The organism is Ensifer sp. B1-9 (assembly GCF_050474445.1).
Taxonomy (GTDB): domain Bacteria; phylum Pseudomonadota; class Alphaproteobacteria; order Rhizobiales; family Rhizobiaceae; genus Ensifer.
In genome coordinates this window covers 179,894-199,057 of the sequence record NZ_JBCHVG010000015.1, presented here as the reverse complement: position 1 = coordinate 199,057, position 19,164 = coordinate 179,894, and the positions used below count along the sequence as shown (strand labels likewise).

The following is a 19,164-nucleotide window of genomic DNA, read 5'->3' as shown; positions in this document are numbered from 1 at the left end:
GACGGAAACGGTACTCCTAAGCGCTGCCGCGAGGAAAAGCCTCAGATCCCCAGCATGCGCCGGTTCGCCGCCTCGTCGGTGCCGGCGCCGGCGAAATCGTCGAAGGCCTTCTCGGTGACGCGGATGATGTGGTGCCTGACGAAGTCGGCGCCTTCCCGCGCGCCATCCTCCGGATGCTTCAGCGCGCATTCCCACTCGACCACCGCCCAGCCGGCAAAGTCGTTGGCCGCCATCTTCGAGAACACCGCGCCGAAATCCACCTGGCCGTCGCCGGGCGAGCGGAAGCGGCCGGCGCGGTTGACCCAGCCCTGATAGCCGCCATAGACGCCCTGCCGTCCGCTTGGGTTGAACTCCGCATCCTTGACGTGGAACATGCGGATGCGCTCCTTGTAGATGTCGATGTTGTCGAGATAGTCGAGGCACTGCAGCACGTAGTGCGACGGGTCGTAGAGCATGCAGGCGCGCGCATGGTTGCCGGTGCGCTCCAGAAACATCTCGTAGGTGATGCCGTCGTGCAGGTCCTCGCCCGGATGGATCTCGTAGCAGATGTCGACGCCACAGTCCTCGGCGTGATCGAGGATCGGCGTCCAGCGCTTCGCCAGTTCGTCGAAGGCGGTCTCGACGAGGCCGGCCGGCCGCTGCGGCCAGGGATAGACGAAGGGCCAGGCGAGCGCGCCGGAGAAGCTTGCCATCGCATTCAAGCCGAGGTGCTTCGAGGCCGTCAGCGCCAGCTTCACCTGCTCGACCGCCCATTGCTGCCGTGCCTTGGGATTGCCGCGCACCTCCGCGGCGGCAAAGCCGTCGAAGGCCTCGTCATAGGCCGGGTGCACAGCCACGAGCTGGCCCTGCAGATGCGTCGACAGCTCGGTCACCTCGACGCCGTTTTCGCGTGCCGTGCCGGCGAACTCGTCGCAATAGGCCTTCGAGCTCGCCGCCTTCTTCAGGTCGATCAGCCGCCCGTCCCAGCTCGGCACCTGTACGCCCCTGTAGCCGCAATCCGCTGCCCATTTGGTGATCGCGTCCCAGGAATTGAACGGCGCCGCATCGCCGGCAAATTGCGCAAGAAAGAGCCCTGGCCCCTTGATGGTCTTCATGTCTCGTCTCCTCCGTTGAAATTTTGCTGAACGGCTGGAAGGCGTCCCCACGCCAGCGGGGCCAAAGACCACCGGATTTTCGGTTTTCCAGACACGCCGACCCAGGCCTGTTGCGCTCATGCGCAGAAGTCGATGCAAATTGGTGGCGGCCCGCGCCAATGACGGGCCGCCCATTGCTTCAGCGGATCAGAATGGCGAATCCGGGAAGTAGAAGTCCTTCGCATTGTCCTTTGTCACGAGTGTTGCATCGATCGTGTAGACGCCGCGGACCGGAACCTGGCCGTAGAAGTTGGCGACGGTCATTTCGAGCGCGGTACCCACCATCGCCGGCGGATAGAGTACGTCGACCGGGATCATCTTGTCGCCGTCCATGACCTTCTTGATCATCTCCTTCGAGCCGGCGCCGGCGACGACATACTTGATATCGGTACGCTTTGCCTGCTCGATCGCCTGCAGCACACCGACGGCCATGTCGTCGTCCTGGCACCAGACGACGTCGATCTTCGGGTACTTGGTCAGATAGTCCTGCATGACCTTGAAGGCATCGTCGCGGTTCCAGTTGCCGTACTGTCGGTCGAGAACCTTGACGTCCGATCCGTCGATGCCCTTGTCGAAGCCGTCCTGGCGCTGCTGGTCGATCGGGATCGGCAGGCCGCGGATGACGACGACTTCAGCATCCGGTGTCGTTGCCTTGATGTATTCGCCAGCAACCTGGCCAAGCGCCGGGTTGTTGCCGGCGACATAGAGATCGCGCACGGAATTGTCGTTGACACTCGGCGCACGGTCGACGAGCGCGACGAAGGTCCCCTTGCCCTTCACTTCCTTGATGGCATTGACGAGCGGATCCGGATCGGTGGGCAGGATCACGAGAGCGTCGATGCCCTGTGTTTCGAGGTCCTGCACGGCGTTGGCCTGGCTTGCCGGATCGGGCGAAGTCTTGACGATGACGTTGAGCCCCGGATTGCGCTCCATCAGGATCTTGGCGACCCGCTCGGCATGGAAGACCACGCCGGCCGTCCAACCATGATCGGCTGCCGGAATCGAGACACCGATCGTGACCTTCTTTTCCTCCTGCGCGTGCGACACGCCAGCAAGTGCTGTCATGGCCGCGAGGGTCAGGCCGAATAGCTTATTACGCATTAAGTTCCTCCCAAAATATCAGGTCAGCCTGTTGCAGGCCGGGAGACCTGTGGACCCGGCCGTCTCACGATTTGCGCACCAGCGAGCGCTGGACGAGCATCGCAATGATGATGATCGCGCCCTGGATGGCGCCGATCAGGTATTCGCTGATGAAGTTGGAAAGCAGCATGATGTTGCCGACCAGCTCGAGGATGAACGCGCCACAGATCGTGCCCCAGACACGACCGGCGCCGCCTTTGAGCGCCGTGCCGCCGACGACGACGGCGGTGATCGCCTGCAACTCCCAAAGGATGCCGGTCGTCGCCGACGTCGAGCCGAGTCGCGGCACATAAAGGAGGACGGCGGCCGCCACGCACAGGCCCTGGATCACGAAGGCGACGGTGCGGACGCGGTTGACGGAAATGCCTGAGTAGCGCGCAACGTCGCGGTTGGAGCCGACGGCGACGACGTGCCTGCCGTAACGCGTGCGATAGAGGATGAAGGCCGCCACGGCAGTGACCGCGAGGATGACGACGATCGGAACGGGAACGCCGAAGATGGTGCCGAAGTAGGCGGGACGATATATCTCCTGGAGTTCCGGTTCCTTGAGGGTGATTGCGCCGCCTTGCGACAGCCAGGTCGTCAGTCCCCGATAGATGCCCATCGTGCCGAGCGTCGCGATGAAGGGCTCGATCTTCCCGACTGTGGTGATCAGACCGTTGGTGAGACCACAAAGCGCGCCGGCGACGATGGTGAACAGGACCGCCGCCAGAAGCATGAGCGCCGGATCGGCAATCACGCCGGAGTTCATGAAGAGGATCATCAGGCTGGCGATGAAGGCGACCATCGCCCCAACCGACAGGTCGAGATCGCCCGATGAAATCACGAAGGTGGCGCCGACCGCGATGATGGCGATGAAGGCGCTGCGGGTGGCGACGTTGGCGAGGTTGTTGATGCTGATGAAATTGGGATTGACCAGCGCGCCCACCAACAGGAGCAGCGCCAGCGCGACGAATGGCGCCACAGCCCTGAGATCGATGTCACGCCAGCTGCGGCGGCGAATTACGCCCTGACTGCCTTCCTCGTTTACGCTCATATCCAATTGAACCTCCGTCCCATCTGTCGGGAATCTTTTTGTTCTCGGCATCTGTGCGGCATGCGCCGCCGCGATCTCAGGCCGCCGTTTTCTTCTTCAAGCCTGCGGCGTAGCGCATGATCTCCTGCTCGGAGATCTCGTCGCCCTCGAGGATGCCGGCGATGTGGCCTTCGCGCATGACGACCACGCGACTGCAGAGGCCGATGACCTCGGGCATCTCCGACGAAACGACGATGATCGAGCGACCGTCGCGGGCCAGCGCCGAGATGAAGTGATAGATCTGCTGCTTGGTACCGACATCGATGCCGCGTGTCGGCTCGTCGATGATGATGATATCAGGATCGGTCTCCATGACCTTGGCGAGCAGCAGCTTCTGCTGATTGCCGCCCGACATGCGCCCGGCAACGACGCTGTCATCCCGGACGCGGATGTCGAAACGGCGGCGCGCCTTGACGAGCGCCGCTTCTTCGCTTCCGGGATCAAGGTAGCCGAGCCGGGTGTGTCGGTCGAGCGATTGTAGCGTCAGGTTCGCCATCATGCCGGCGTCAAGCAACAGGCCCTTTGCCTTCCGGTCCTTGGTCATGTAGGCGAGACCGGCATTGTTGACCGCATGCACGTCGCCGGATGAAACCGGCTGGCCACGAACAAAAACCTCGCCGGCCAGACGGGGACGCAATCCGACGATCGCCTCCATCAATTCCGTCCGCCCCGAGCCGATCATCCCGGAAAAGCCGAGGATTTCGCCCCGGCGGACCTCGAAGCTCGCATCGCGAACATATCCGGTCGAAAGCCCGTTGACCCGCAGCACGACCTCCTCGTCGATGTCCGGTTCGGTCTTGGCGGGATAGAGGCTCGACAGTTCCCGGCCGACCATCAACTGGGCGATCGCCTCGCCATCGAGAATGGAGGTCGGCGATGTCTTGATCCACTGGCCGTCGCGCAGCACAGTCACCCGATCGGTGAGCTCCATGACCTCGTCGAGCTTGTGCGACACGAAGACGAAGCTCGTTCCCTTGTCGCGCAGCTTGCGCACCAGCCGGAACAGGAAGTTCGTCTCCTCCCGAGAGAGCACGGCGGTCGGCTCGTCCATGAAGACGACACGTGCGTCACGGCTGATGGCCTTGGCGATCTCCACCATCTGTTTTTCGGCGATCGACAGCGAGCCGACCATTGCATTCTCGTCGACATGAGAACCGAGGAGATCGAGAACGCGGCGTGTTTCCGCGCGCATGAACTTGCGGTCGAGCACGCCGAATTTGGTCACCTCGCGGCCGAGAAACAGGCTCTCGGTGACGGTGAGGTGTTCGGCAAGATTGAATTCCTGATGGATGATGACGATGCCGAGTGCTTCGGCCGCGCCGTTTGCCGGAAGTTTCATCGACTTGCCGTCAAGCAGGATCTCGCCCGAGGTCGGCTGCGCAAAGCCGGACAATATCTTGACGAGCGTGGATTTGCCGGCGCCATTCTCGCCCATCAGTGCGTGGATTTCGCCCTGGCGCAGCTCGAAATCGACGCTGAAAAGCACCTGCACGCCGCTGAAGGACTTGCTGATGCGGCGCGCAGACAGCACGACGGGCGCCCCGTCGACAACCTCCGTGGTCATATTCCCCTCCCTGCGGCCTCCACCGCCTTTTCCCATGATGTAAACCTTTACATCGGCCAGTGTAAAGGTTTACATCATGTTTGTTCGACAATTTTTTCGGCTTGCGCGTTTGACCGCTCGGCAAGTCTGTGTAGTGTCTCGCAACAAAGCCCGAGGCCAGCCGAGTGTCCGATTCCACCCCCGCAACCATCGAAGACGTCGCACGGATCGCCGAAGTGTCGATCGCGACGGTCTCGCGGGCCATTCACATGCCGGAGAAGGTTGCCAAGTCCACGCGGCTGAAGGTCAATCAGGCCATCGCACTGACGGGCTACACCACCAATGCGATGGCGCGCAGCCTGAGGCTCGGCCGGTCGAACATGATATTGGTGGTGGCGCCCGATATCGGTGACCCGAATTTCTCCAGCATTCTTGTCGGCCTCGAAAACGAAGCGCGCGCTCATGGTTACGGCGTGCTGATCGGGCATACCCAGAATGATGCCCAACGTGGATTGGAGTACCTGAAGTTCTTCAATTCGAACCAGGCGGCCGGCCTGATCCTGTTCACGGGAATTCTTCCTTTTGGCCACCAGGAGGTGACGCCGCGCCTGCCGCCGACGGTCGGCGTTTTCGAGCCCGTGTTTAACGGAGGCATTCCCTATGTCGGCGTCGACGACATCGAAGGCGCGCGCAAGGCCGTTGATCTTCTCATTTCCGAGGGGCATCGACGGATCGCATTCATCGGAGACTCTCATACGCGCCTGGCATATAGCCGTCGTCGGTCAGGGTACGAGGCCGGGCTTGCTGCGGCCGGCATCCCCCCGAACCGCCGCCTTATCCTCGAAGGTGACGGAACCGTAGAAAGCGGCAGGCTGGCGCTGGAACAGCTCTTCATGCGCGACGACCTTCCGACCGCCTTCATGTGCGTCAACGATCAGACTGCCCTTGGCGTTGCTCTCGGCCTCAAGGCGCGCGGCTACGACATACCGGATCACTTTTCAGTCACCGGCTTTGATGACGTCCCGCAAGCCAGTTTCATGACCCCTTCCCTGACCACGATCCGCCAGCCGCGCACCGCCATCGGCAAGCACGCGATGGCACTGCTTCTCGAAATGCTTTCGGACCGCACCCCCTCCCAAACGGAGATCCTGCTGAGGCCCGACCTGGTGGTCCGCAACTCTGTTGGGCCACCGCCGACACGGCGATGAAGGATTGAGCGTGAGTGCCAGGCTACTCGGAGAGCACCCACCTGATCCGGAAATCTAGGTCGCGATCCTGTTGCGCGCCTGCATGATGATTTCACGTAGCCACCGATGCATCGGCGAATGATGCGAGCGGTCGTGCCATAGCATGTGGAAGACCATCTGCGGGAACTCGATCGGTGGCTGACGGACGACAAGCGGCAGAAGACCCGCAAAGTAGCTGGCGAAATGATGGCTGGTCGAGAAGATCAGGTCGGACTGCAGTAGGAGGTACGGTGCGGTCGTGAAATAGGAAAGCGCGACGGTGCGCGCGCGGCTGACGCGCAGGCTCGACAGATGGGTTTCGACAACACCGCGATGGGCCATCGAATAGGCAACCGGTACGATATGGGCTGCTGCCAGATAGTCGGCTTCGCTGAACGTCCCCTGCGCCAGCGGATGGGACTCCCGCATCAGGCAAACGATGTCGTCCTGCAGGAGGATCGAGCGCTTGAGATAGGCCGGAGGAGATGGCCAGTTGCCGATGACGACATCGACATCGCCCCGGGCAAGCGCCCCTTCAAAGTCGAAATCGGGACCGAGCGCCCGTATCACGAGGCTCGCACTCGGCGCCTTGCGCCTGATCTGGTCGACGATCTCCGAGAGGAAGACCGGCGCCATGTAATCTGGCGAAGCGATCGTGAAGCTGTGATTGCTTGACGAAGCGTCAAACGGTGCCGTCGCGTCGACCAAGCCTGTGAGATCGGCCAACAGGGCCTGCGCGCGCGGCAAGATCGCCAGCGCGCGCTCCGTCGGCACCATTCCGTCGCGGCCGCGCACAAGCAATTGGTCGGAAAAGATCTCGCGCAGCTTTCCCAGCGCCAGACTGACCGCCGGCTGGGATTGCTCCAGCTTGACGGCCGCACGCGTCACACTGCCCTCGGCCATGAGCGCGCAGAATACCCTTAGGAGATGTGCGTCAACGGTATCTTCTTTCGACATTTGCATTTCAGGATAGCCAACAAAATCCGACAGGGCGAGCCGGCCAACAGGTCAACACCGGCTTTATTCGTCTGGCTAATAATGGGTATTTGCCCGCCCGCGTTGACCAAATCGGGCCGGCCGAGCACCGTTTGCGCAGGAAATGCCGCGATGCGGTGGCTGAATTTCAGGGCAAGACATGCTTGATATCGATGCGATCAACCACATGGACTGCGACGACTTCGTCGCTTACCTCGGTCCTGTTTTCGAGAATTCGCCTTGGGTGGCGCAGTGCAGTTGGCAGAAGCGGCCGTTCGCCGACATCGTGGCTTTGCATACCGTGATGTTCAGCCAGATCCTGGCGCGAGACACGGCGTCCAAGGTCGAATTCCTGGGCGCACATCCGGATCTTGCCGGCAAGGAGGCCAAGCAGGGCCGGATGACCGCGGCATCGACCATCGAACAGGGAACGGCCGGGCTCGACAACCTGGCGAGCCACGAAATGGCGCTGATCGACGATCTGAACCGGCGCTATCGCGCCCGGCACGGCTTTCCGTTCATCGTCTGCGTTCGCCATTACACCAAGGCCGGCATCTTCGCCGAATTCAAGCATCGCATCGGACGGGAGACCGATGCCGAGCTTGCGGAAGCACTGCGGCAGATCGCCAGCATCAGCCGCTATCGACTGGGTGCCCTCGTCAAGGAGGAGGCACAGGAGGTTATCACGCCGGCCGCATAGCGGCCGGTATCCTGAAATGGACTTATACGGGAGGTAGTCCACAATGGCATCGGCAGCACCTGCGGGGCACAGAGGCGGCTCACCAGCCGCGAACCCCGAAAAACTGGAGTCCGTCTACCGCAAGGTGACATGGCGGCTCCTTCCCTTCCTGATGTTCCTGTGGATCCTGGCATGGATCGACCGGGTCAATGTTGGTTTCGCGAAGCTCACCATGCTGCAGGACCTGCAGTTCAGCGAAACCGTTTACGGCCTCGGTGCCGGTATCTTCTTCCTTGGCTATTTCTTCTTCGAAGTGCCGAGCAACATGTGGCTCGAACGGATCGGTGCCCGCGCCACGATCGCCCGCATCACCATCGGCTGGGGCATCATCTGCGTGCTGATGATGTTCGTCACCCAACCCTGGCAGTTCTATACGCTGCGCTTCCTGCTTGGCGTGTTCGAGGCCGGCTTCTACCCCGGCATCATCCTCTACCTCACCTATTGGTATCCGTCGCTGCGTCGCGCCAGGGCCTTCGGCCTGTTCATGTCCGCCTCGGCACTTGCTGGCGTCATTGGCGGGCCGCTGGCAGGCACGATCATGACCCAGCTCGGAGGCGCCAATGGCTGGGCCGGCTGGCAGTGGGTGTTCTTGCTCGAAGGCGTCCCGTCGATCCTCGCCGGTATTGCCACCATCTTTTACCTGACCGACAAGCCTGAGAAGGCGCATTGGCTGACCTCGGAGGAAAAGGCCCTGCTCATCCAGGATATCGAGCAGGACAAGAAGGCGCTCGGCCATCGTGAGCACAGCGTGCTCAAGGCGCTGAAGAACCCGACCGTATGGAAGTTCATTGCCATTTATTTCTGTATCATCATGGCGAATTCGACGCTGACCTTCTTCGGCCCCTCCGTGGTGCGTGAAGTCGGTTTCTCAAGTCCGGCCACGGTCGGCTGGATCATGGCTGCCATCTATCTCGGCGGTGCTGCCGGCATGATCCTGAACGGCATGCATTCCGATCGTACCTCAGAGGTGCGCTACCACTGCGCCTTTGCGGCACTTGCGGGTGCCACCGGCCTCATGGTCCTGGGCTTCGTCCTTCCGGTCAGCCCTGCCCTGTCGCTCGCTGCTCTGGGGCTGGCGATCGTCGGCACCATGTCCGCAATCCCGGTCTTCTGGCAGATGCCGAACCATTGTCTGGCGGGTTCCGCGGCAGCAGTCGGCATCGCGCTGATCAACTCTGTCGCGAACCTCGCCGGCTTCGGCGCCCCCTATCTCATGGGCTACCTGAAGGACACGACCGGCGTCATGACCCACGGCCTGTGGCTGGTGGCGGCCGTCGAGGCGCTGACCTTCGTGCTGATCGTCGGCTTCGTCAGCAAGGTCAGCCGGCAGACGCAGCAGCCTGCATAGAACGGGCCCGAGAATACCCCGCGTTGCGGGCTCTGACAGGACGAGAATAGTATCGGACCATCGCGCCTCTGCACGGTGGTCCGATACTGCATCCGGGCGCGTGGGCACGAAAGAGCCCGACGGGGCAAGGCGTTTCGGCAGGCCCAAGCCACCAGCGCGCGGAGCCAAGCGCCTGAAGGCGCCGCTCAGATTTTTTAAGTTTTTTTTCAACGCAATGGATGAGAAGCCGTCGCCACTCCGTATATGCGGGTATGGATTCGAAAAAGGGCGCCTTTGACGTTATTGGGCAGTTGGCTGCGCTGAGGCGCTATGCGCGTTCACTTGCGCGCAATTCGCCGGACGCCGAGGATCTCGTTCACGATGCATTGGTGAGAGCCTATGAGCGACGCTCGACGTTCCGCTCTGGGGAAAGCCTTAGAAACTGGCTCTTCGCCATCGTTCGCAACACGCATATCGACCGCGTGCGATCCGCGATCTCTCGCGGCCAGCGTGACGACCAGACGGCGCAGGAAGCTGCATCATCCTACCCGGCCCACCAGGAACATAGCGTACGGCTGGCTCAGGTCCGCGAAGCGTTCATGATGCTTCCCGAAGAGCAGCGCGAAGCGCTGCATCTCGTTGCGGTCGAGGACCTCTCCTATCAAGAGGCTGCCAACATACTCGATATTCCCGTCGGGACTCTGATGTCGCGTGTCTCCCGTGCAAGAGCGAGCCTGAGAGATTTCGAGAGCGGAACGAAAAGGCCCAACCACCTGAGGCTTGTCGGAGGCGATCATGACTGACGTGGACGCGATTATCGATACCGATCTCGATGCCTATGTGGATAACCAGCTCGATGCGGCGGGGCGGCTGCGGGTTGAGACCTGGCTCGCCAGGAATCCGGATGCGGCGGCGCGTGTCATGGCCGACCTCGGCATGCGAACCACGCTCAAGCTGGCGATGACGTCGGATGTCGTTGCCGCACGCCCCGAGACGCGCGAGGCCGCCCGCCGCCTTTCGTCGGGACTGGCGAATGCGCGCGTGTGGAACGCCATGCAAAAGGTCGCCGCAGTCGGGTTGATGGTTTCGGTGGGGTGGATTGCCCATTCGTCCGTCGGCCCGAGCGAAGTCAATGCCTCGGCCCATCCGCCGGCTTTCGTGGAGCATGCGATCCGCGCGCATCAGACCGCGCTGGTCAGAGCGGGAATGCCGTCACAACCGGAAGCGCAGACCTACGACCCGGACGACATTCGTGCGGCGACCGCCATCGTCATGCCGGAGCTTCCGAAGGATTGGAACGTCGTCGATGTCCAGGTCTTCCCCTCGGATTTCGGTCCTAGTGTCGAGACGAGCGTCAAGACCGATGCTGGCGCAGTCATATCACTCTTCGCCGGCAGGCCGGGGTACTTCGCGGTCGAGCCTGTGAAGGACCTCAATCTCTCCAGTGCCGAGGCTGCGTGGTGGCAGGTCGGCGAGGTCGCCTATGCCGTCGTCTCAAGTACGCCTGGCATCGGCCTCAGCGATGAGGCCGAGCTACTCAAAAGCTCACTTTACTGAACTGAGGAAACCTACATGTATTCGAACCAGAACCGCTTCGGCGGCATGAGCCAGGCTTCTGCCGCTGCCCTCGACGAGGGCCTTCGCCAGCATATGCTGCGCGTCTACAACTATATGGGCCTCGGCCTCGTCGTCACGGGCCTTGTGGCCTTCATCGTAGGCACCACGCCGGCGCTCTATGTGCCGATCTTCTCGACCCCGCTGAAGTGGGTGGTGATGCTGGCTCCGCTGGCCTTCGTTTTCTTTTTTTCCTTCAAGATGCATTCGATGTCTGCGTCGTCAGCGCAGATGATCTTCTGGGCTTTCTGCGCCGTCATGGGGCTGTCGCTCGCCTCTGTCTTCCTCGTCTTCACCGGAGCCAGCATCGCCCGCACCTTTTTCATCGCCGCCACCATGTTTGGTGCGACGAGCCTCTACGGCTATGTGACGAAACGAGACCTGGCGAAGTTCGGTTCGTTCCTGATCATGGGCCTGATTGGCGTGATGATCGCCTCGATCGTCAACATCTTCCTCGGCTCGAGCGCTCTTCAGTTTGCCGTTTCGGTGATCGGTATCGTCGTCTTCGTCGGCCTGACCGCCTGGGACACGCAGAACATCAAGGAACAGTACGCCGATAATTTCGACCAGGAATCGCAACAGAAGCTCGCGGTTTTCGGTGCCCTGTCGCTCTACCTGAACTTCGTCAACATCTTCCAGCTGCTGCTGAATTTCACCGGCGAGCGTGAAGGGTGATTGTCGTAGATATGGGCCGACCGTTGCTCCACGCCGGCGGGCCCTATTCCTTGGTGACATGGACATCCGCCGAACCAGCGCGAAAGCGCGAGCTTCGACGTCTATCCTACGAGGTCGTCCCGCTGGACGACCTCAATACCGGCAAAGTCAGGATCAGGGCGCTGTAAGTGGTGCATGAGCAGGCCAACGCTACGGAATCGGCGACGATCAATACTCATCGCAGTCCGGGTTTAGCGCCGGGCGATTAACGTTTGTCACGCCCCCCGCAACAGTCGCACCACCATCAGCTAGACGCACGTGTCTTCGGGCGCCACCGTCCCAGCAGCGATGGGCAGAGCTTTGGGCCAGCGCTCGCGCCTTAGAACGAGCGTGGCGCTGGATCCAGCAGCTTCACACTCCCGGAAGTAACCTGGTAGATCGCGCAGGTTCGCTCAACGGAGCCGTTCCCCGCGAATCGGAAGGCTGCCGCCGCGCCGATGAAGCCATTTGGAGACCGAAGGCTCTCCTGCGTGATGGCGGCTTCGCCCTGGCTGCGCACGAGACCGGCGGCAAGCGCGATCACATCGAAGCCATAGGCCGCATCGGCGCCGGCGGCGCGCTCGTACCGATCGAGATAGCGCGACGTCATGCGTGAACCGTTTTCCGGACCGAACAGGCAGAGATGGCTTCCCGAAAGTTCGGGGCGCTTGTAGGCGGAATTCTCCCATCCGGAGCTGCCGACGACCATCGCGTTCGGTTTCAGGTAGCCGTTGGCCTTGAGCTGCGACAGCGCGCCGACATCTGGCTCGCCGGAACCGATCAGGAGCACGCCATCGGTATCTTTGAGCTTGGCCTTGGAGGCCGCGTCGCCGGTAAATGCCGTGGCGCCCGTCACGGCGACGAGGGCCGGCTTGATGCCATATCCGGCAAGCCCGCGATCGAGCCTTTGTCGCTCGGCGGGGGAAACATCGCTCGGCAAGAGCACGACGAGCCGCTTGCGGCCGGACGCCACCGCATAGGATGCCCCCTCGACGGCACTGTCGATGCGGTCGGACACGAAAGCGAAAGTGCCAGCCGGCCGCTCGGCGCCGTTGCCGCGCAGGACCAATAGAGGCGCCCGAGACGCGCCGAGCCCCTGGCGCACGGTGCTGACAGGCACGTCGGCGATCGACACCGCGACGAGCGCGACCTTTTGGCCGGCAAGCCGCTTTGCCGCCTCCTGGATCTGCTGTGGCGAACCGTCGGTGTTTTCGACCAGCAACGAGAGTTGGCCGCCGCCGACCTCATCGATCGCGAGCGACGCGCCGTCCCGGATATCGCGTTCGCGCACGGTTTCGCCCGACGGAGCCATCAGGGCGGTGATGAGCGCGACGCGTGTTGCCCCGCTGCCGAAGGTTTCCTGTGGCTTCACGGCGTGCTCGGCAGCGCGCCGCGCGTGTCTCGCCTGCGGTGATTCCACGTCGAGAACGTCCTGGGGCGTGGGTGCGCCCTGGCAGCCCGCAAGTGTGCCGAGTGCGAGGACGCCGAGGGCCAGCCACCGCCGACAGGACGACGCCCGCGTCGTCTGTGAAACGACAGCGTGGGACATGACGATCAAACCGCCAGCCTCAATTCATGTAATTCCGCATCTTGGTGTAGAAGCAATCGCATTTGGCGATGTAGTCCTCGTCGCGCCAGTTGGATTGCAGGTAACCATAGGCCTTGCCGCAGGCAACCTTGGTCTCGGATGCCCAGACGAAGGTCGGCCGGGTCGACGAGATCCAGTGCGGGTCATCGGCGACCGCGATCGCTTCGTCCATGCGCGACACGACCTCCTTGGTCAGTGTCGCGACGTCCTGGTCAATGGTGAGCGAGGATTGGCTGGCTTCGGCGCACTGCCTCGCGGCTGGCGCATAATCGACGATGAGATCGGCCGCGAATCCTGAAACGGGCATAAGAGCGACCATCGCCCCCACCAGCATGCTTCTGATCATGAAAAGATTCCCCCTGGAAAATGCGGTCCCCGGATGATTACCGAGAACCGCTGAACTGTCGAGACCGACGTGCTGTTAATGAATGTCTTGGTCTGTTTTCGTCCCGTTGGTGTTGTTGAACAATATCTTCACGACGTCGGTAGAGGCCTGGAAGTCTTCCAGCACTGCGACCGTGTGCCAGCCAGAACCGTTGCCGGCGCTGCCGTCAGTGTCGACCTGGAGATTGGCATTGCCGCCGCCCGCGTCCTCAACACGAACGTAATTATCCTGCATGATTGTTGTCGAAGGCAAATTGCCTAGCAACGCAGACAGGTCGACAGTATCCCCTTCGTTGTGATTGTAGTCGGTGATGACGTCATCAATGCTGAGTTGCAGTGAGTCGGGATCCATGACGAAGGTATCGCGACCCGCGCCGCCGGTCACGTGGTCGAGGCCAGTACCGCCGTAAAGCATATCGTCGCCGTCCCCGCCAAACAGGTAGTCAGCCCCCTCGCCCGAGAAAAGCGTATCATTGCCAGCTCCCCCCGAGATCTGATCAGCTGCCGCGCCGGTTGAGATGACATCGTTGCCAGCGGTGCCCGCCATTACGTCGACTGTGAACGAGGCGGTCGCCGTGTCGTGGTCGGCATCCCTACCCCCAAGTTCAAATGCCAGCTGCGAATCTGCCGGGTTCACAGTGGTCGTGTACCCCAAGCTTACGCCTGTAATCTTTGCGTTGACATTGCTGCTGACAATATCGAACTCTACGTAGTCAACAGTTTTGCTTGTATCGATGCTAAATGTGACCGCTCCAGATCCGTTGTAGTCTCTAGGAACGTCTACCGAGGTCCCATCCGTGTATTTGACCATGAGCAGCAAATGGTCTCCTGCAGCCAAGCTACCTGTGGAGGCAAGCCCCAAGGTAAGCGAGCTAATGGTCGCATTATCGTGCCCCGGCTGTTGCTGTACGTCGAGCCGCAAAACTTCATTCTTTGTGTTAGTGTTGTGAATCACACCGTCCCCAACGCCAAGTTCACTTGAAGAAATGCTTAGTTTTTCTTGAACACCGTTGTTATACCCGGTTGCGACCAGTTCAAACGCACCGCCGAAATTAGACTTCGGAAACGTGTAGCTCATTACATCGCTACTGGTTTTGGAAAGTCCGGCTAGCAGGGATTCTGTGTTGACAACGATCGAAGGCGCCGGCGACACAAGATTGAATTCGTAGGTGCCATCATTCTTGATCGTTAACTCGAAATAAGTCTTCGCGGTGCCGCCGTCCTGATAAGTTGCCGCATAGGTGCTGGTTGTTCCGGCCTTAAGGCCGAAATCATATCCAGTGGGCTTGTTCGTCCAAACCAGAGCGCCCGCCGGAAAAGACGTATCAAAGGTCGCTGCGTCTGCTCCGACATGGAATTCATATTCGCCGACCGTAACCCCAGGCGTTCTGTAGACGGATAAGTCATCCACATCGATCGACGGGCCATCGTCCTTGAAGGTGAAGGTGCTGCCGCCACCCAGGTTGACGCTGTGGCTGGCCGTGTCGCCATCGGCATCGGTCACCGTCGCCACCAGCTGCAGTGTGCCGCCTGCGATGTTCAGGCTCAGCGGCTCGTCATGGCTGCCCGTGTTGCCGTGCCAGATCGCCTTGAGCTGGTCGAGCGTCACCTGGCCATTGGCCAGCGTGATGGTGAAGTAGGTCGTGCCGTTCACTGCACCGGTGATCACGTTGCCGGACTGGCTGAGCAGGATCTCCGCACCCTTGGCGCCATTGGCCCCGTGGGCGAACAGACCCGAGCCGACATTGTTGCCCGACAGCTGCAGCCCATAGCTCACCGAGCCCGCGCCATCCGCGCCATAGGCCGAGAACCCGGCCTGGAACACGCTCGCGACCGTGAAGGAGGCATCCGTGCCCAGCACCGTCTCGTCGACCGTCGCTGCTGCCGGGGCCGCAATCTTGCTCACATCGATCGACGGGCCATCGTCCTTGAAGGTGAAGGTGCTGCCGCCACCCAGGTTGACGCTGTGGCTGGCCGTGTCGCCATCGGCATCGGTCACCGTCGCCACCAGCTGCAGTGTGCCGCCTGCGATGTTCAGGCTCAGCGGCTCGTCATGGCTGCCCGTGTTGCCGTGCCAGATCGCCTTGAGCTGGTCGAGCGTCACCTGGCCATTGGCCAGCGTGATGGTGAAGTAGGTCGTGCCGTTCACTGCACCGGTGATCACGTTGCCGGACTGGCTGAGCAGGATCTCCGCACCCTTGGCGCCATTGGCCCCGTGGGCGAACAGACCCGAGCCGACATTGTTGCCCGACAGCTGCAGCCCATAGCTCACCGAGCCCGCGCCATCCGCGCCATAGGCCGAGAACCCGGCCTGGAACACGCTCGCGACCGTGAAGGAGGCATCCGTGCCCAGCACCGTCTCGTCGACCGTCGCTGCTGCCGGGGCCGCAATCTTGCTCACATCGATCACCGGAACGTCGTCCGAGACCGAGACCGTGACCGTGCCTTCGGCCTTGTCGCCGTCCGTATCGGACGCAATCACCTTGACCGAGCCGAGGTTGGCGAGGTCGTCGGCGTTGATGCCGGGATGGCTGGCGTAGTTGTCATTCAGCGTCGCTGTCACCGTCGCGCTGTCGCCGCTGCGCACCAGGTCGAGCGTCACGATCGCAACACCGCCGGCGCGGCCGACGATCTGCGTGTCGGAGACCCGATCCCAGGTCAGCGTACCGCTCAGGCCGCTGACGTCGTTGCTGAAGGCGATCGTCGCAATCGCATCCGAACCGGCAACGAAGCCGATCGTGCCGCTGCTGGTCTCAGCACCGCCGGCCGGCGTCGAGCCGTCGGCAAGGTTCTGGTCGTCGAGCGTCAGCGCGGCCGAAGCCGCCAGCGGATCGACCTTTGGGCCGTCGCCATCGACAACCGTGATCGTCTGGCTGTCACTCGTCGTGTCGCCATCGGCGTCCGCGGCCGACAGCGAGAAGCTGACATTGACACCACCAGCATTGTTGAGGTTGTTGGCCGCAGCAAACGACCAGCTCTTGTCGGCATTGACCGTCAGCGTGCCCTCGGCCAGCGCGAACACCACCTTCTGACCGGCCGCAAGCGTCAGCGTCTGCGTCGTGTTGCCGACCGTCACGTTCACCGTGCCGACACCGTCAGCACCGGCCGCCAGCGTCCAGTTGCCGGAAAGCGTCTGACCTTCGACGACGTTCGACGAGACCGGATCCGTGATGCCGATCACCGGAACGTCGTCGACAACGTCGATGCGGAGTGCCGCAGTCCCAGTCGCGCCGTCGGCGTCGGTCACTGTCAAGTTGAAGGTGTCCCGGTCCTGTTCGACATTCGTGCCGGGACCTGAGCCGGTAACGGGGCTCGTCAGTTCATAGGTATATTGCGCGACACCGGTGACCGGGTCGTAAGCGGTGATCGTCAGCACGCCAAACAGGCCCGTTACCGATTGCCCGGCGAGGCCGCCGATTGCAAAAGTCTGACCGTTGATCGTCAGGCTGGCGACATCACCGAGGCCATCCGGATCGGAAATCGTGAAGACGCCGTTGACCGAAGCGCTGCCATCGCCGGCGCGCGATCCGCTGGCGAGGCCGGCTTCGTCAACCTCACGGTCGCTCACGAAGATGCCGCTAGGATCACTGCTGCCGCCGTCAGGGATGATCGACGGGTTCTCATTGGCGTCAAGCGTGAAGGGAAGAAGCTCGGTCGCCTCGAGCGCCGGAAACTGCAGGGATGTCGGCGGCAGCAGATCGATGACCGGGCCAGCCTGGCCGATGTCGCCGTTGGCATCGGAGAAGCCGCCGCCGCTGCTCTGGTTCGAAACGACGCTGATGCTGCCGTCCGGGCCGGCTGCAACGTTGATGCCGTTTTCGCCGAGCACTGCCACGAGCGTTTCGCGCGGAATTTCGGCGTCGCCGATCACGAAGGTCGGAACCTTTAACGCGGCGTTGTGAATGGTGATGGTCGAGCCGTCCGGCTGTTCCAAAACGATATCGCTACCGACGACCTTGATTTTCTCGATCGACGCTCCTGCGGGCAGGTGCACTACGTTCGAAGCATCGGCGGTGACCGTCGCCGGCATGGGCGGCGTCTGGGGCGCAGTCTCGGCACCTTTCACCGGCGCGCCGGTCGCAGGATCGACGAGCTGGGGTTCTCCCTCCGCTCCGGTCGCAGCCTGTGCCACCAGCCGATCAGGCTTGCCATCCGGCGCGTTGCGGAACTCGATTGTGTCTGCCTGCGCAGCGGCGGCTTCGTTGGAAATTGCGGTGCCTTCGGTTGCCATAGAAATACCCCTCGACCTTTGCGAGTACGAAAACACCAAGCTTTTTGGATCGCAATCGGTTCGGGCGAGATTCGCGAAAAACAGCATAATATCTTATGCCAATACCCAAAATTGGTGACGTTAGTACAAATTTAGTATTTCTGGTCATCGGCTCGTAACCATCCGCCGCGTGGGCGAACGGCGACTCGATTAAGTGCCCCGAAATCGTGCTCCATGACACCGGATTTCTTCCGTTCACTCGCGGTGCAGGCTTGTCGCTGAGGGAGCCATATGGGTGCCCGATCGAAACAAGCGGTCGCGATCGGCAACTGCCGCCACATGCCGCCATCGATGGTGATATTGGTGCATCGGCGAAGTCGGGCTGTATCCGTATCAAAAGAATACATAAGTATAGAATTTGAATAAAATTTTATGTAAAACGTATTACTCCGAAACACACTAAATAATACATACAGCTTTACCGGCGTTTTTCTTTTCGTTCGTACAGTGTCCTCACGAAACCGAGAGACACGGCAATGAACAAGAAGAGCTGGAAGCGCTGCGGAAAATACCTGAAGACTTCGGTGTTCGCGATCGGCTTGGTGTCGTTATCCGCGACATCGTCCGTTCAGGCGGGCCAACCCGGCATGCTCCACCCCGGCCTTTTCCAACAGATGCTGAGCATGGCAAGCCCCCTGGCAGCCGTCGCCACGGAGACGATCAACACCTGGTCGAAGCAAGCTGCCGAGGCGCTGAAGAGCCAGCAGGTGCAGAAAGTGGCGGTGACTGCACGCCCAAGCCTTGGTAGTCAGGCGCCGGCAGCATCGGAACCTTCCGCCGTGTTCCATTCGGTTGCCTTCCGTGTCTCGTCAATCCCCGTGGCGCGCAAATGGAAGACCGTTTATCCGGCAGTCGTGGCTGCGGATTTCAACCATTGCGCACAGCAGAACGGGTGTGCCGCCCGCGGCATCGTCGGCAAGGCGATCGAAAACGCCAACGGCCTCGCATTCCGCCAGAAGATCAGCGGCATCAACCGCACGGTGAACCGAATCGTACGCTACCAGCCGGACACTGAGAACTACGGTTCCAAGGACTATTGGGCGACGCCGGATGAAATTCTTGCCCGCGGCAAGGGTGACTGCGAAGACTATGCCATCCTGAAGATGGCTGCCCTGAGGGCAGCCGGCCTGCCGTCAGAGGCCATGTCGATCGTGGTCCTTCGCGATGTCCGACGCAACCTCTATCACGCGGTGCTCGCGATCACGACGAGCCAGGGCCATTTCATCCTCGACAATCTGAGCGACGAGGTGAAGCTCGATCGTGCGCTTCCGAGCTATCAGCCACTGTTTTCGGTCAGTGCCGACCGCTCCTGGATCCACGGCATCAAGACCACCGGAGACAAGGTCGCCGCTGCGGCGCCCCTCGCGGACGTAATGCCCGGCGAAGGTATCGCGGTTCGCTGAGCATCGTCTCTAACGTCGACATTTTCACTGTGCCCTGACGGCTACTCCCGCGCG

Annotated in this window: 15 protein-coding genes; 7 read left to right on the top strand and 8 right to left on the bottom strand. The window is 61.6% G+C overall.

Annotated elements, in window-relative coordinates; all coding sequences use genetic code 11:
* Window positions 1-41: 41 nt before the first annotated feature.
* The 4 genes from ACQ5BM_RS26910 to ACQ5BM_RS26895 form a co-directional block, all read right to left on the bottom strand.
* On the bottom strand, window positions 42-1,094 hold the full coding sequence (locus ACQ5BM_RS26910) for a sugar phosphate isomerase/epimerase family protein (protein ID WP_429817928.1): 1,053 nt from the start codon (window positions 1,092-1,094) through the stop codon (window positions 42-44).
* A gap of 186 nt (window positions 1,095-1,280) precedes the next feature.
* Window positions 1,281-2,234 (bottom strand): substrate-binding domain-containing protein, encoded by a 954-nt coding sequence (locus ACQ5BM_RS26905; protein ID WP_429817926.1) that lies wholly within the window; start codon window positions 2,232-2,234, stop codon window positions 1,281-1,283.
* A 64-nt stretch (window positions 2,235-2,298) separates the two neighbouring features.
* Window positions 2,299-3,309 (bottom strand): ABC transporter permease, encoded by a 1,011-nt coding sequence (locus tag ACQ5BM_RS26900; protein ID WP_334198779.1) that lies wholly within the window; start codon window positions 3,307-3,309, stop codon window positions 2,299-2,301.
* Window positions 3,310-3,385: 76 nt separating this feature from the next.
* Window positions 3,386-4,912, bottom strand: coding sequence for a sugar ABC transporter ATP-binding protein (locus tag ACQ5BM_RS26895; protein WP_429817924.1), 1,527 nt, complete (start codon window positions 4,910-4,912; stop codon window positions 3,386-3,388).
* Window positions 4,913-5,076: 164 nt separating this feature from the next.
* Between ACQ5BM_RS26895 and ACQ5BM_RS26890 the strand changes: the two genes are divergently transcribed.
* Window positions 5,077-6,099, top strand: a complete 1,023-nt coding sequence (locus ACQ5BM_RS26890; RefSeq protein ID WP_429817922.1) for a LacI family DNA-binding transcriptional regulator — start codon at window positions 5,077-5,079, stop codon at window positions 6,097-6,099.
* A gap of 54 nt (window positions 6,100-6,153) precedes the next feature.
* Here the strand turns inward: ACQ5BM_RS26890 and ACQ5BM_RS26885 are convergent, their stop codons facing one another.
* Window positions 6,154-7,074 carry a LysR family transcriptional regulator gene (locus ACQ5BM_RS26885; RefSeq protein ID WP_429817920.1) on the bottom strand — a complete coding sequence of 307 codons (921 nt, stop codon included), beginning with the start codon at window positions 7,072-7,074 and terminating at the stop codon, window positions 6,154-6,156.
* A gap of 178 nt (window positions 7,075-7,252) precedes the next feature.
* On the opposite strand from ACQ5BM_RS26885, the gene uraD reads away from it, so the two are divergent.
* From uraD to ACQ5BM_RS26860, 5 genes are all read left to right on the top strand, one after another.
* Window positions 7,253-7,792, top strand: a complete 540-nt coding sequence (uraD, locus tag ACQ5BM_RS26880; protein ID WP_429817918.1) for a 2-oxo-4-hydroxy-4-carboxy-5-ureidoimidazoline decarboxylase — start codon at window positions 7,253-7,255, stop codon at window positions 7,790-7,792.
* 43 nt (window positions 7,793-7,835) lie between these two features.
* Window positions 7,836-9,179, top strand: coding sequence for an MFS transporter (locus ACQ5BM_RS26875; RefSeq protein WP_334198445.1), 1,344 nt, complete (start codon window positions 7,836-7,838; stop codon window positions 9,177-9,179).
* 251 nt (window positions 9,180-9,430) lie between these two features.
* Window positions 9,431-9,961, top strand: a complete 531-nt coding sequence (locus tag ACQ5BM_RS26870; protein ID WP_429817916.1) for a sigma-70 family RNA polymerase sigma factor — start codon at window positions 9,431-9,433, stop codon at window positions 9,959-9,961.
* On the top strand, window positions 9,954-10,715 hold the full coding sequence (locus ACQ5BM_RS26865; RefSeq protein ID WP_334198447.1) for an anti-sigma factor family protein: 762 nt from the start codon (window positions 9,954-9,956) through the stop codon (window positions 10,713-10,715). The genes ACQ5BM_RS26870 and ACQ5BM_RS26865 overlap by 8 nt, the downstream gene beginning before the upstream one ends.
* 15 nt (window positions 10,716-10,730) lie before the next feature.
* On the top strand, window positions 10,731-11,447 hold the full coding sequence (locus ACQ5BM_RS26860; RefSeq protein WP_334198448.1) for a Bax inhibitor-1/YccA family protein: 717 nt from the start codon (window positions 10,731-10,733) through the stop codon (window positions 11,445-11,447).
* A 358-nt stretch (window positions 11,448-11,805) separates the two neighbouring features.
* Here the strand turns inward: ACQ5BM_RS26860 and ACQ5BM_RS26855 are convergent, their stop codons facing one another.
* The 3 genes from ACQ5BM_RS26855 to ACQ5BM_RS26845 all read right to left on the bottom strand — a co-directional run bounded on the left by ACQ5BM_RS26855 (window position 11,806) and on the right by ACQ5BM_RS26845 (window position 17,755).
* Complete coding sequence (locus ACQ5BM_RS26855) at window positions 11,806-13,014, bottom strand: ABC transporter substrate-binding protein (protein ID WP_429817914.1); 1,209 nt, start codon at window positions 13,012-13,014, stop codon at window positions 11,806-11,808.
* Window positions 13,015-13,033: 19 nt separating this feature from the next.
* A complete protein-coding gene (locus ACQ5BM_RS26850) occupies window positions 13,034-13,399 on the bottom strand; it encodes a hypothetical protein (RefSeq protein ID WP_429817912.1) in 366 nt (121 codons plus the stop codon).
* A 75-nt stretch (window positions 13,400-13,474) separates the two neighbouring features.
* On the bottom strand, window positions 13,475-17,755 hold the full coding sequence (locus tag ACQ5BM_RS26845; RefSeq protein WP_429817910.1) for a DUF5801 repeats-in-toxin domain-containing protein: 4,281 nt from the start codon (window positions 17,753-17,755) through the stop codon (window positions 13,475-13,477).
* 428 nt (window positions 17,756-18,183) lie between these two features.
* Between ACQ5BM_RS26845 and ACQ5BM_RS26840 the strand changes: the two genes are divergently transcribed.
* Window positions 18,184-19,110 carry a transglutaminase-like cysteine peptidase gene (locus ACQ5BM_RS26840; RefSeq protein WP_429817908.1) on the top strand — a complete coding sequence of 309 codons (927 nt, stop codon included), beginning with the start codon at window positions 18,184-18,186 and terminating at the stop codon, window positions 19,108-19,110.
* The last annotated feature ends 54 nt before the right edge of the window (window positions 19,111-19,164 follow it).